At 66.4% G+C, this 13,207-nt stretch carries 14 protein-coding genes; 6 read left to right on the top strand and 8 right to left on the bottom strand.

Annotation, left to right across the window (positions count from 1 at the left end; genetic code table 11):
- The 3 genes from KYT87_RS01715 to KYT87_RS01705 form a co-directional block, all read right to left on the bottom strand.
- Positions 1-666 carry a 3-oxoacid CoA-transferase subunit A gene (locus KYT87_RS01715; RefSeq protein ID WP_104144824.1) on the bottom strand — a complete coding sequence of 222 codons (666 nt, stop codon included), beginning with the start codon at positions 664-666 and terminating at the stop codon, positions 1-3.
- Positions 667-1,635, bottom strand: a complete 969-nt coding sequence (locus tag KYT87_RS01710) for a tripartite tricarboxylate transporter substrate binding protein (protein ID WP_219991597.1) — start codon at positions 1,633-1,635, stop codon at positions 667-669.
- 227 nt (positions 1,636-1,862) lie between these two features.
- Positions 1,863-2,765 carry an NAD(P)/FAD-dependent oxidoreductase gene (locus tag KYT87_RS01705; RefSeq protein WP_046805623.1) on the bottom strand — a complete coding sequence of 301 codons (903 nt, stop codon included), beginning with the start codon at positions 2,763-2,765 and terminating at the stop codon, positions 1,863-1,865.
- A gap of 123 nt (positions 2,766-2,888) precedes the next feature.
- Here KYT87_RS01705 and folB point away from each other — a divergent pair, with 123 nt between their 5' ends.
- Both folB and ttcA read left to right on the top strand, forming a co-directional pair.
- Positions 2,889-3,248 carry a dihydroneopterin aldolase gene (gene folB, locus KYT87_RS01700; RefSeq protein WP_046805622.1) on the top strand — a complete coding sequence of 120 codons (360 nt, stop codon included), beginning with the start codon at positions 2,889-2,891 and terminating at the stop codon, positions 3,246-3,248.
- 2 nt (positions 3,249-3,250) lie between these two features.
- The gene (gene ttcA, locus KYT87_RS01695) at positions 3,251-4,240 is read left to right on the top strand and encodes a tRNA 2-thiocytidine(32) synthetase TtcA (protein ID WP_120153575.1); all 990 of its coding nucleotides are present in this window, start codon (positions 3,251-3,253) and stop codon (positions 4,238-4,240) included.
- A gap of 46 nt (positions 4,241-4,286) precedes the next feature.
- Here the strand turns inward: ttcA and KYT87_RS01690 are convergent, their stop codons facing one another.
- From KYT87_RS01690 to apaG, 5 genes are all read right to left on the bottom strand, one after another.
- Entirely contained in the window at positions 4,287-5,255 is a 969-nt protein-coding gene (locus KYT87_RS01690) for a D-2-hydroxyacid dehydrogenase family protein (RefSeq protein ID WP_046805620.1), read from the bottom strand.
- A 64-nt stretch (positions 5,256-5,319) separates the two neighbouring features.
- The gene (locus tag KYT87_RS01685; RefSeq protein WP_104144828.1) at positions 5,320-6,105 is read right to left on the bottom strand and encodes a DsbC family protein; all 786 of its coding nucleotides are present in this window, start codon (positions 6,103-6,105) and stop codon (positions 5,320-5,322) included.
- A 195-nt stretch (positions 6,106-6,300) separates the two neighbouring features.
- Positions 6,301-7,470: a UbiH/UbiF family hydroxylase gene (locus KYT87_RS01680; RefSeq protein WP_219991596.1), complete on the bottom strand. Its 1,170-nt coding sequence runs from the start codon at positions 7,468-7,470 to the stop codon at positions 6,301-6,303.
- Positions 7,467-8,774, bottom strand: a complete 1,308-nt coding sequence (locus KYT87_RS01675) for a murein transglycosylase A (RefSeq protein ID WP_046805617.1) — start codon at positions 8,772-8,774, stop codon at positions 7,467-7,469. Before KYT87_RS01675 ends, KYT87_RS01680 begins: the two co-directional genes overlap by 4 nt.
- A gap of 35 nt (positions 8,775-8,809) precedes the next feature.
- Complete coding sequence (gene apaG, locus KYT87_RS01670) at positions 8,810-9,184, bottom strand: Co2+/Mg2+ efflux protein ApaG (RefSeq protein ID WP_046805616.1); 375 nt, start codon at positions 9,182-9,184, stop codon at positions 8,810-8,812.
- Between the two features lie 139 nt (positions 9,185-9,323).
- Between apaG and rpe the strand changes: the two genes are divergently transcribed.
- The 4 genes from rpe to KYT87_RS01650 all read left to right on the top strand — a co-directional run bounded on the left by rpe (position 9,324) and on the right by KYT87_RS01650 (position 13,195).
- Positions 9,324-10,052, top strand: a complete 729-nt coding sequence (gene rpe, locus KYT87_RS01665; RefSeq protein WP_046805615.1) for a ribulose-phosphate 3-epimerase — start codon at positions 9,324-9,326, stop codon at positions 10,050-10,052.
- A 19-nt stretch (positions 10,053-10,071) separates the two neighbouring features.
- Positions 10,072-10,779, top strand: a complete 708-nt coding sequence (locus KYT87_RS01660) for a phosphoglycolate phosphatase (RefSeq protein ID WP_046805614.1) — start codon at positions 10,072-10,074, stop codon at positions 10,777-10,779.
- Between the two features lie 281 nt (positions 10,780-11,060).
- Positions 11,061-12,581 carry an anthranilate synthase component I gene (gene trpE, locus KYT87_RS01655; protein WP_219991595.1) on the top strand — a complete coding sequence of 507 codons (1,521 nt, stop codon included), beginning with the start codon at positions 11,061-11,063 and terminating at the stop codon, positions 12,579-12,581.
- A gap of 47 nt (positions 12,582-12,628) precedes the next feature.
- Complete coding sequence (locus KYT87_RS01650) at positions 12,629-13,195, top strand: aminodeoxychorismate/anthranilate synthase component II (RefSeq protein WP_046805612.1); 567 nt, start codon at positions 12,629-12,631, stop codon at positions 13,193-13,195.
- Positions 13,196-13,207 lie beyond the last annotated feature (12 nt).

Below are 13,207 nucleotides of genomic sequence, written 5' to 3'. Positions count from 1 at the left end.
TCAGCCCTCCACCCGCACCACGGATTTGACGAAGATGCCTTGCGTCATGACTTGCTCCGGCACGAAGGTGCCCAGCGGCACGATCTCGTCCACCTGCGCGATGGCGTGGCCCGCCGCCATGCACATCACCGGATTGAAGTTGCGCGCCGCGTGGCGGTACATCAGGTTGCCCCAGCGGTCGCCCAAGTGGGCGCGGATCAGCGCGTAGTCGGCGCGCAGCGGTTGTTCCAGCACATAGCCCACGCCGTCGATGACTTCCTGACGGCGCCCTTCGGCCAATTCCGTGCCGTAGCCGGTGGGGGTATAGAACGGCCCCAGTCCGGCGCCGGCCGCGCGCAACCGTTCGGCCAGGGTGCCTTGCGGCACGCATTCCAATTCGACCTCGCCGGCCCGATAGGCGCGTGCGAAGGCGTCGGAATTGGGCGGGCGCGGGTGCGAGCAGATGATCTTCCTGACCTGCTTGCGGATCAGCAGCGCGGCAATGCCGCGTTCGAACGTGCCGGCGTTGTTCGAGATGATGGTCAAGTCGCGCCGCCCGGATTGCGCCAGGCATTGCAGCAATTCGTACGGCACACCGGCCTCGCCGAAGCCGCCCACCAGCACCGATGCGCCGTCGGGGATAACGGCCACGGCCTGGGCCATGGACGCCTGGATCTTGTCGATCATCTATTGCTCCTGGGCCAGTCCGGCCGTGTCCACGATCTGTTTCCAGCGCGCGCGTTCCTGGTCGATGAAGGCGGTGAATTCGGCGGGTGTGTTGCCGCCCGCCTGGCCGCCCATGGCCTTGAAACGTCCGCTGATGTCGGGGCTTTGCACCACGTCGCGCGTGGCGGCGTAGAGTTTGTCGACGACGTTGGCCGGCGTGCCCGCCGGCGCGATCAACCCAAACCACGCGGTGACGACCATGTCCTTGACGCCGGCTTCGGCCATGGTGGGCACGTCCGGCAGTTCGGCCAGCCGCTTGTCGCTGGTGACCGCCAGCGCACGCAGCTTGCCCGACTGGATGTACGGCATGGAGCTGGGCAGGTTGTCGATCATGAAGGTGAACTGCTGGCCCAGCAGCGCCGCCACGGCGGGGCCGGCGCCTTTGTACGGGATATGCGTGCCGGCCACGCCCGCGCGTTGCTTGAACAGTTCGGCGGACAGATGCGGCGATTGGCCCGCGCCGGAGCTGCCGAAGGACACCTTGGACGGGTCGCGCCGCGCTTGCGCCTGCAAGTCGGCCACGCTGCGCACGGGCGACGCTTCGTTCACGACCAGTACATTGGGCACCGATATCACCAACGTCACCGGCGCGAAATCGGCGGGCTTGTACGGCAGCGTCTTGTACAGCGCGTAGTTGATGGCGTTGGGGCCGATATTGCCCATCAGCAACGTGTAGCCGTCGGGCTTGGCGCGCGCCAGCGCCTGGGCGCCGATGATGCCGGCCGCGCCCGCACGGTTCTCGACGATGACTTGCTGGCCCAGCTTGGCCGCCAGCTTGTCGGCGATGAGCCGCGCCGAGATATCGGTGGTGCCGCCGGGCGCGGCCGGGATGATCAGGGTGATCGGCCGTTCCGGCCAGGCGGCGTGAGCCGGACCGGCGATGGCGGCCGCCATCACGCCCGCGGCCAGCCAGCGATGCGCTTGCAACATGCTTGTCTCCGAACGCGGTCATGGATGACCAACTTGTCGGGCAAGTGTGTGCGGCGCGCCGGCAAATGCCAATTCTGCAATCTGGAGGACGGGCTTCGCCTGAGCTTAACGCCGAGGTGGGCGCGCGGATCGGGCAAGCGTGGTCCGGCCGGGTGGCGGCTCCGGGAATTTGGGCTGGGGCTGGGGCTGGGGGCTTGGCCTCAGCCTGCCGCGTTACTCACGAGGGCTTAGTCGCCCGCGCGTTCCCAGCGGCGCTGGATGGCCTTGGCCGCGACCACGCCGTCCGCCATCGACGTCACCACGCAGGGGTGCATGCGGTGGGCGACTTCGCCAATGGCATAGATGTCCGGCACGCTGGTCTCGGCGGTGGCGAAGTCGGTGCGGATGTAGCCGCGTTCGTCGCGGGCCAGTTGCAGGCCGTCGGCAAAGGCGGCCTGCGGTTCCCAGCCGTAGAAGACCAGGATCAGGTCGTACTGTCGGCCGTCCACGCTGCGGTGGGCGGGGTCGACGGTGTAGGGGCCGATGCGCACGCCCTCGCGGCCGGCGCGGGTGACCCATTGCTGCTGGGCGCGCACGCTGCGCGCATACAGGTGCACCATGCGCGCGCCGCGATTGCGCACGTAAACGTAATTCTCGAAGGCGTTGTCGCCGCCGCCCAGCACCGCCACCGACAAGCCGGAGTAGTCCTGCGCGACGATGGGCGAACCCGGGCCGACCAGCACGCCGGGCCACGAGGCGCCCGGCGGATGATCGGGCAAGCCCTTGGCGCGCACGCCCGATGCGATGACCAGCGTACGGCCACGCACCTGTTCCTGGCCGCCGTCGGGGCCCGCCAAGGTAGCCTGGACGCCGCCTTTGCAGGGCAGCACATCGACGACGCGTGAGTTCATGCGCAGCGGCACGTTGGCGGCGCGCACGCTGGTGTCGATATTGGCCGCCACCTGCTGACCGGTCACGCCCGGCAGCACGGCGATCCAGTCGTCGGCGAAGGGGTTGTCCTGCGCCAGGCCGCCCAGGCGGGCGCCGGCCTCGACTAATATCGGGGACAAACCAAGCCTGGCCAGCCACAGGGCGCAGGACGCGCCGGCCGGGCCGCCGCCTACAATGACCGCATCGTGCATGTGTTGCATTTCCACCCTTATTGACCGCGCCGGCGCCTCACGGGTGCCAGGACGTGGCGCAATTGTAGCCAGCGCGCCGCCCCCGATCCGCCGTCCCCTTACAATTCCGGCTGTCCCACCCAGGTTTTCATCATGCCCACACGTCGCATCATCCTTTCCGGGCTTGCGCTCGACGCCCGCATCGGCATCCTCGAACACGAGCGCCGCGCCACCCAGCCCCTGCATGTCGACGCCGAATTCGATGTGGACATCCAGCGCTCGGTCGACGACCACGATATCCACAGCGTGCTGGACTACCGCCGTCTGCGCGAGGCCATCGTCGAGGAATGCACGCAGGCGCATGTGAACCTGATCGAAACCCTGTCCGAACAAGTCGCCGCGCGCCTGTTGGCCGACTTCCAGGAAATCCGCTCGTTACGCTTGCGCATCAGCAAGCCCATGGCCTTTTCCGACTGCGCGGCGGTAGGCGTGGAAATCCAGATTTCGCGTTGATCATGAACGATATTGCACCGCCCCCCGCCGTCCGCTCCCCCGAGGTCCGCTTTCGCACCGAGGCCGAGGAAAAGGCCCGCCACGAAGGCAACAAGCTGACCAAGCGCCTGGCCCGCGAGACGACGCGCGCGCTGTCCGACTACAACATGATCGAGGAAGGCGACCGCGTGATGGTCTGCCTGTCGGGCGGCAAGGATTCCTATGCCATGCTGGACATCCTGTTGCAGCTGCAAAAGCGCGCGCCGTTCAAGTTCGAGCTGATCGCCGTCAACCTGGATCAGAAGCAGCCGGGCTTTCCCGACCACATCCTGCCCCAGTACCTGAAAGACCTGGGCGTGCCCTTCCACATCGAGACGCAGGACACGTATTCCATCGTCACGCGCGTGCTGGAAGAAGGCAAGACGATGTGCTCGCTCTGTTCGCGCTTGCGTCGCGGCATCCTGTACCGCGTCGCGTCTGAACTGGGCGCCACCAAGATCGCGCTGGGCCACCACCGCGACGACATTCTGGCCACGTTCTTCCTGAACCTGTTCTATGGCGGCAAGGCCAAGGGCATGCCGCCCAAGCTGGTGTCGGACGACGGCCGCCACACCGTGATCCGCCCGTTGGCCTACGTGGCCGAAACGGACCTGATCGCCTACGCCGAACTCAAGCAATTCCCCATCATCCCGTGCAACCTTTGCGGCTCGCAGGAAAACCTGAAGCGCAAGGAAGTGGGCCGGATGATTAAAGACTGGGACAAGCAGCATCCTGGCCGCTCGTGGAACGTGTTCAACGCGCTGTCGCGCGTGGTGCCGTCGCACTTGATGGACCGCGACCTGTTCGACTTCGTCGGCCTGAAACCCACCGGCGTGCCGGACGCCAACGGCGACACGGCGTTTGACGCGGTGGACCCGGACGACAACGCGGACGACGCCTGCGGCGACACGCCCGAAGCGTCCGCCGACGCCAGCGGCATCGTCGAGAAAAAAGTGATGTTTACGCGCGGATAGTTGCGTGGTCGGTAGCAGGGGCAGGCGCAAACGCCTGCGCCCGCGATCACGCCGCCGATGACGGGTTCAACACCCGAATCGGCTTGCCCGCCTGAAACGCCTTCACGGCGTCCAGCGCGTTCTGGTAGAACGCTTCGAAATTCTCGCGGCTGACGTAGCCCAGGTGCGGGGTCAGAATCACGTTGTCCAGGTCGCGCACCGAGTCGGTGGGCGATAGCGGCTCTTCGGGGTAGACGTCCAGGCCCGCGCCGGCCAAGCGGAATTTGACCAGAGCGTCCATCAGGGCCTCGTTGTCGACCAGGCCGGCGCGCGACGTGTTCACCAGATAGGCGGTCGGCTTCATCGCGGCAAGCGCCGCGGCGTCGACCACGTGACGGCTGCGCTCGGACAAGATCAAGTGCAGGCTGACCACGTCGGACGTGGCAAAAAGCGTGTGCTTGTCGACACGCTTGACGCCCGCCGCCTCGGCGCGTTCATCCGTCAGGTTGGGGCTCCAGGCCACCACGTCCATGCCGAAAGCCAGGCCCACCTTGGCCACGGCCGCGCCCAACTTGCCCAGCCCCAACACCCCCAGCCGCTTGCCGGCCAATGGCTCCGGCATGGCGGTTTGCCACATGCCGCGGCGCATGGCCGCGTCTTCCGCGGGCAGGTGCTTGAAAAGCCCCAGGATGTGCGCCCAGGCCAGTTCGGCCGTGGCGGTGTTGGCGTCGGCACTGCCGGGCGCGCCGCACACGACGATGCCCTGTTGCGTGCAGGCCTGCATATCGATGGCGTTGTTGCGCATGCCGGTGGTGATCAACAGGCGCAGCTTCGGCAACGCGCGAATGCGCTCGGCCGGAAACGGCGTGCGTTCGCGCATCGCCACGATCACGTCGAAGGGTTCCAGCGTGGCCTCGACCTGTTCGACCGGAATGAAGTTGTTGAAGATCTGCACCTGGGCGTCACCGCCCAGCGAGGTCCAATCCGCATAGCGCCGTGCTACGTCGTGGTAATCGTCCAGTATTGCGATTTTCAAGTGTCTTCTCCGGGTGGCAAGGCGGCTATCGCGCCAGCCACCCGGCCGGCGCGATCAGCGCCGGTCAGTTCAAGCGTTCTTTCAGTTGGTCCAGCGGAATGGCGCCGCTGACGCGCGAGCCATCGGCAAAGAACAGCGTGGGCGTGCCGCGCACCATCAGGCGGTGGCCCAGTGCAAGCAGCTTGTCTTCGGGCACATCGCAATTGGCGGCGGCCGGCTTCTTGTTGCGCACCATCCAATCGTCCCAGGTCTTGCCCTGGTCCTTGGCACACCAGACGTCGCGCACCTTGTCCTTGGAATCGGGCGACAGAATCGGGTACATGAAGGTGTAGACGGTGACGTCGTTCAGGTCTTCCATCGTCTTGCGCAACTGCTTGCAATAGCCGCAGTTGGGATCTTCAAAAATGGCGACCTTCTTTGCGCCGGTGCCCTTGACCTGCTTGATGGCCAGTTCCAGCGGCAGCTGATCAAACGTGACGGCGCTGAGCTTTTCCTGCGCCTCGCGGGTGACATCGCGGCGCGTCATGGCGTCTATCAACGGACCTTCCATGACCCAGGTGACTTTTTCGTCCGTGTAGAGCAGGTCCATGCCCAACTGCACTTCAAAAATGCCGTAAGGCGTCAGGCGCACGGCGGTGACGTCCATGCCGGAAAAGCGTTGTTCGAAGCGTTCCTTGACGGCGTCGAGCTGCGGCGTCGACACGCTTTTTTCGCCCTTGGCGGGTTTGCCGACCGACTCGGTGGAGACGGCCTTGCCTTGGGCCGGCGCCTGCGCCAGAGCCGGGGCGGACAAGCCCAGCCCGCCGGCCAGGAAACAAGCCGCCAGCGTGGCGGAGATGCGGAAAGTCATGGGTGCTCCTGTACTTATCGTGTTCTTTGGGGGAAAGCGTAACTCATCCGGCAAGGAGCCGGGCCGGACGACATGCCGGTTGGACGCGGAAAGGCGGAGTGTCGTTCAGACGCCCGGCGCGCTTCAAGGTTCCAAAAGAAAACCTCAAAGCGCGGGGCTGATCGCCCGCGCCTGGGGGTACACCTCAACGCCGCATCAATTGGCCGATGCACCCGCGATCAGGCGGCGTTTGACCAAGGGCGCGCGTTCCACCACATGCATCCCCGCGTTTCGCAGCCACACCAGCGGCGTCGCGCGCGAGGCGAACAGCTTGTGCAGGCCGTCGGTAGCCAGGCGCATCGCCAGCACCGGTTCGGCGCGGGCGCGCTGGTACCGATGCAGCACGCGGATGTCGCCCGCCGACCGGTAGGACTCGCGGCCAGCCACGGTGCGGGCCAGCGCCTCGACGTCGCCCAGGCCCAGGTTCAGGCCCTGGCCCGCCAGGGGATGCAGCCGGTGCGCGGCGTCGCCGGCCAGCGCGATGCCGGGCGCCACCATCTGCGCGCGTTCCAGCGTCAGCGGAAAGCCGTGCAATTTGCTGCGCACCTTCAAGCGGCCCAGCCGGCCCTCGGCGGCGTCGGCCAGCAAGGTTTCCAGCCGGGCAGTTTGCTGTTCGGCCGGCAAGGCCAGCAGCGCCTGCGCCGGTTCGCTGCGCATGGACCAGACCATCGACACTTGCGGACCGTCGGCGGTGTCGGGCAGCGGCAACAGCGCCAGCACGCCGTCGTCACGGAACCACTGGATGGCAGTGCCATGGTGGGCGTGTTCGGCATCCAGATGCACCACCAGGCCCGTGTCGTTGTAGGACACGGTGTCGTGCTTCAAGCCGGCCGCCGTGCGCAGCGGCGAGGCCGCGCCGTCGGCGCCCACGAACAATTCCGCCTGAATGCGCGCCCCGCTTTCGGTATCGACCGCGCCATCCTGATAGCCGGTACAGCGGTCTTCCAGCCAGGGGATGCCGAACATCCGCACCGCCTGGATCAACACGCGCTCGATCTCGCCAGATTCGACGATCCAGGCCAGTTGCGGCAACGCCGCCTGCCAGGCGTTCAGGTTGACCTGCCCATCGGCGTCGCCGTGGATTTCCATGGCTTGCACCGGCATCAGCCGGCCGGCCGGCATGGCGTCCCACACGCCCAGCTCGGCCAGGAAACGCTGGCTGGCGGGCGAAATGGCGTAGACGCGGGGGTGGTAATGGTTGGGATCGGCGGCGGGCACGGATGAACGCGGCGCCAGCACGGCAACGCGCTGGCCTCGCCGGGCCAGCGCCAGGGCGGTGGACAGGCCGACGATACCGGCCCCGCATACGACGATTTGATGGCTCATCTTGCCGAGGGCTCCCCAGCTTGCTTGGGCCACAGCACCCACATCTGGCCCCGTTGTTTCATGCGGCCCGCCTGCTGGCCGGCTTCTTCACCGTAACCCCAGTAGAAGTCGGCGCGCGCGGCGCCCCGGATGGCCGTGCCCGTGTCTTGCGCGAAAACCAGCCGTTGCAACGGGCGGTCGGAGGCCGGGAAGGTCGTGGCCAGGTACACCGGGGTGCCCAGCGGCACGAAGGTGGCGTCCACGGCGATGGATCGCTTGGGCGCCAGCGGGATGGCGTAGGCGCCCTTGGGCCCCTGTTCGGGGTCGATGACCGGCTCTTCGCGGAAGAACACCACCGCCGGATTCGCGTTCAGCATTTCAGGCACGCGCTTCGGATTGCGCTGTGCCCAGGCGCGGATGTTCTGCATGGACGCCTGATCGGCGCTGAGTTCGCCCCGGTCGATCAGCCAGCGGCCGATGGACACATAGGGCTGGCCGTTATGGTCGGCGTAGGCCACGCGGATGGTCTTGCCGGCGTCGGGACCGTCGGTCAGCTGGACGCGGCCCGAGCCCTGCACTTGCAGGAAGAAGTTATCCACCGGGTCATCCACCCAGACGACGACAGGCGGCTTGCGGCCCGAGGGGGATTCGATGGCGGCGCGGGTGTCGTAGGGCACCACGCGCTTGCCGTCCAGCTTGCCGCGCACGCGCTTGCCGGCCAGGTCCGGGTAGACCGAACCCAGGTCGATGGTGAGCAGGTCGGCCGGCACGGCGTACAGCGGCCATTGGTAGTTGCCGCCCTGGCGGCGCGATCCGCGCACCAGCGGCTCGTAGTAGCCGGTGACCGTGTTGGTGGCCGGCTTGCCGTCGGCGGCGTTCAGACGCCACGGCTGCAAATAGGTTTGCAGGAAGCGGCGCACGGCTTCGCCGTCGCCCGCCGCCGGCGCGCGGGCCGGGTCGATGGCGGCGGCGCAGACGGGCTGCCACGCACGCGGCGTGGCGCGCGCCGGGGCGGCCAGATTGCCGCTGGTCGGGCGCATCAGGCCACGGCAATTGCGCAGGAACAGGGGCCAGAACTGGGTCAGGTCGTCGGCGGACCAGCCGGGCATTTCGGACCAGGTGCCGGCCTTGAACTTGCCGGCCAGCGCGCGCGGCGGGGTGTCGGGCAACGCCGACAGCGACGGCACCACCAGGGGGCCGTCAGCCGCCGGAGCACGCGAGCCGGGGATGGTGCTGGTTTCGCCGGGGCCGGAAGGAATTTCCGACGGCGTGGAGCATGCCGCCAGCAAGATCGGCAGCAGGGACAGGCTGAGAATGCGCTTCATGAGCTAGGAAAAAAACGAGCGACGGGCGGGGCCATTCAATGCAGGGTGCGAGGCATGGCCAGGACGAATTCGGAGATCGGCACTTCGAACGGGATGCCGTTCTCGCCAACGCAGTGATAGGTGCCGCGCATGGTGCCCACGGGGGTGGGCAGCGGACAGCCGCTGGTGTATTCGAAGGTTTCGCCGGGCGCCAGCAACGGTTGCTGGCCCACGATGCCCAGCCCGCGCACTTCCTGCACGCGCTGGTTGCCGTCGGTGATGACCCAATGGCGGCTGATCACCTGGGCGGGATGTTCGCCGGTGTTGGTGATGCGAACGGTATAGGCAAACACGAATTGCTGTTCGCCCGGATCGGACTGTTCAGGCACGAAGCGCGGAGAGACAGAGACGCTCAGGTCGTAAGGTTTCACAGTCCTTCCCTGTGTGGCTGGACGCGGGGGCCGGAGATCGGCGCCGGGCGTTCGGGAGACGTTTGGACAACGCAGAATTGGGAGCCGTGGAACCGGGCCTTTCCCGAACCCGCGCCTCAAACTGCAATAATGGCACATTATGCCCTCCCCGATCCCGAACATCATGTCTACCTCCACGGCCTCCACCCGCATCACCCCCAGTATCCTGTCGGCTGACTTCGCCCGCCTGGGCGAGGAAGTCCGCAACGTCGTCGCCGCCGGTGCCGACTGGATACACGTGGACGTGATGGACAACCACTATGTCCCCAACCTGACCATCGGCCCGATGGTGTGCGCGGCCATCCGGCCCCATGTGCAAGTGCCGATCGACGTGCATCTGATGGTCGAGCCGGTGGATGACCTGGTCCCGATGTTCGCCAAGGCAGGCGCCGACTACATCAGCTTTCACCCGGACGCCAGCCGCCACGTGGACCGCACGCTGTCGCTGATCCGCGAAAACGGCTGTAAGGCCGGGCTGGTATTCAACCCCGCCACGCCGCTGTCCTACCTGGACTACGTCATGGACAAGATTGACCTGATCCTGATCATGTCGGTGAACCCGGGCTTTGGCGGCCAGAGCTTCATTCCCGGCACGCTGGCAAAGTTGCGCGAAGCACGCGCCCGGATCGACGCCTGGACGCAGGCCGGCGGGCAGGAAATCGTGCTGCAGGTGGACGGCGGCGTCAAAATCGACAACATCGCCGAAATTCGCCGCGCGGGCGCCGACACCTTCGTGGCCGGCTCGGCCATTTTCGGCAAGCCCGACTACGCCGGCATCATCAAATCCATGCGCGAACAGATCGCCATCGGCGAAACCACCGCCGTCTAAGCCACCAGGAAACCTCGACATGACCGCTTTTCGCGCCGCGCTGCTGGACCTGGACGGCACCCTGCTGGACTCCATCCCCGACCTGGCGTTCGCCGCCAACGCCATGCGCGTCGACCTGGGCCTGACCGTGCTGCGTGAAGACGTGGTTGCCACGTTTGTCGGCAAGGGCGTGGACAACCTGGTCCGCCGCAGTCTGGCGGGCAGCCTGGACGCACCCGACCCGTCGGCCGAGGAATTCGCCCGCGCCCGCGACTCCTTCTACCGGCACTATCACCTGGTCAACGGCGAACGCGCCCAGGTCTACCCCGGCGTGATCGACGGCCTGAAGCACATGCGCGACCAGGGCCTGAAACTGGCGGTGGTCACCAACAAGCCCACCGAATTCACCCTGCCGCTATTGCAGCGCACGGGTTTGGCGGGCTTTTTCGACGCCGTGGTCTGCGGCGACACCTGCGTGCGCCGCAAGCCCGACCCCGACCAGGTGCTGCACGCCTGCGAACTGCTGGGCGTGGCGGTGACCGAGGCCGTCACCATCGGCGACTCGATCAACGATGCCCAGGCGGGCCGCACGGCCGGTACGCAAGTGCTGGTGGTGCCTTATGGCTACAACGAAGGCCGGGACGTGCGGGAGCTGGATGTCGATGGTATAGTTGACACGCTTGTCAACGCCGCTCAGTGGGTTGCGCTCTGGAACCAAAACCAGAACGCCGCAAAAATCGCCTCCTGAATTGCGTCGGCAAACACCTGAACAACCGAACACTGCACCTCATCAAGACACACCCGGATCAATGAACGCTTACCCCCAGAACCAAATGCTCGGCGCCTCGTGGCGCTGGTGGCGTTTGTCTTCCGGGTGGCGATGATCCCTCCCGGCCCTGGACGCGTATGCCGCCTAGTGCCGTAGCTGTGTAAACACAGAGCCAAGCCCGGAACCAGACACCTGGACCGGGCTTTTTTGTTGTGCGCCCGGTCTGAAAGCAAACCAAAAATCGCTTACGAGACCCAGACATGACCGAAATCGAATTCAAGGCCCTCGCCGCTCAAGGCTACAACCGCATCCCGCTGGTGGCCGAGACCTACGCCGACCTGGACACCCCGCTGGGCATCTACCTGAAGCTGGCGCACGCAGGCCCCTTGGCCGGCCGCATGACCTGCCTGATGGAATCGGTGGTGGGCGGCGAGCGCTTCGGGCGCTATTCCTTCATCGGCCTGCCCGCCCGCACCGTGATCCGCGCCAGCGGCACGCTGACCGAAGTGCTGCACGACGGCAAGATCGTGGAAAAGCACGAAGGCGATCCGCTTGCCTTCATCGAGCAATACCAAAGCCGTTTCAAGGTGGCGCTGCGCCCCGGCATGCCGCGCTTTTGCGGTGGCCTGGCCGGCTACTTCGGCTACGACACCGTGCGCCACATCGAGCCCTGCCTGGGCCCTGCCGTCAAGCCGTTCCCGGCCGGCATGGAGGGCGGTACGCCCGACCTGATGCTGATGCACGTGGACGAATTGGTCATCGTCGACAACCTGGCGGGCCGCATCTACCTGATGGTGTACGCCGACCCCAGCCAGCCCGAATCCTACAGCCGCGCCCAGCAGCGCCTGCACGATCTGCGCGCGCGCCTGCGACGCCCCGTGGAAATTCCGTACAGCCACGCCAGCATGCAGACCGAAGAGCGGCGCGATTTCAAGAAAGAAGACTATCTGGCCGCCGTGCACCGCGCCAAGGAACACATCGCCGCCGGCGACCTGATGCAGGTGCAGATCGGCCAGGTCATCGCCAAGCCGTTCCGCGATTCGCCGCTGTCGCTGTACCGCGCGCTGCGCTCGCTGAACCCCTCGCCCTATATGTACTTCTGGAACTTCGGTGACTTCCAGGTGGTGGGCGCCTCGCCCGAGATCCTGGTGCGCCAGGAAAGCGTGGTGGACAACGGCGTGCCCAAGTCGCAGATCACCATCCGCCCGCTGGCCGGCACCCGCAAGCGCGGCGCAACGCCCGAGGAAGACGCGGCACTGGCCGCCGAATTAAAGGCCGACCCCAAGGAAGTGGCCGAACACGTGATGCTGATCGACCTGGCGCGCAACGACGTGGGCCGCGTGGCCGAGGTGGGCTCGGTCAAGGTCAGCGACACCATGGTCATCGAACGCTATTCGCACGTGATGCACCTGGTGTCCAACGTGACGGGCAACCTGAACCCCGGCATGAGCAGCATGGACGTGCTGCGCGCGTCCTTTCCCGCCGGCACGCTGACGGGCGCGCCCAAGGTCGAGGCCATGAAGATCATCGACGAACTGGAACCCGTGCGCCGTGGCATCTACGGCGGGGCTGCCGGCTACCTGAGCTATGGCGGCGAAATGGACGTGGCCATCGCCATCCGCACCGGCGTCATCAAGGACGGCACGCTGTATGTGCAGGCCGCCGCCGGCATCGTGGCCGACTCGAACCCCGAGGCCGAATACGCCGAAACCGAAGCCAAGGCCCGCGCCGTACTGCGCGCCGCCGAACAGGTCCAGCACGGCCTGGACGAACCCATCTGATCCCGGCCCGGCCCCGCCGCACGCCCCCCGCCCGCACGGAGAAAAAAATGCTGTTGATGATTGATAACTACGATTCGTTTACCTACAACCTGGTCCAGTACTTTGGCGAACTGGGTGAAGACGTGCGCGTGGCGCGCAACGACCAGATCACTCTTGAAGAGATTGCCTCGCTGAACCCGGACCGCATCTGCGTGTCCCCCGGCCCGTGCTCGCCCGCGGAAGCCGGCATCTCGGTGGCCGCCATCCAGGCCTTTGCCGGCAAGAAGCCGATCCTGGGCGTGTGCCTGGGCCACCAGGCCATCGGCGCGGCCTACGGCGGCAACATCGTGCGCGCACAGCAAATCATGCACGGCAAGACGGTGCAAATTTCGCACACCGGCACCGATATCTTCACCGACTTGCCCACGCCCTACACCGTGATCCGTTACAACTCACTGACCATCGACCCCGCCACCCTGCCCGACTGCCTGGCGGTCACCGCCACCGCGCCCGACGGCGACATCATGGGCGTGCGTCACAAGACCCTGCCGCTGTACGGAGTACAGTTTCATCCCGAGTCCGTGCTCAGCGAACATGGCCATGCCCTGCTGCGCAATTTTCTGAACCTCGCCTAAGACAAGAAGGAC

The sequence above is a fragment of the Achromobacter sp. ES-001 genome (assembly GCF_019448355.1).
Lineage (GTDB): Bacteria > Pseudomonadota > Gammaproteobacteria > Burkholderiales > Burkholderiaceae_B > Achromobacter > Achromobacter spanius_B.
The sequence above is the reverse complement of the archived record's forward strand: the minus strand, read 5'-3'. Positions and strand labels throughout refer to the sequence as shown.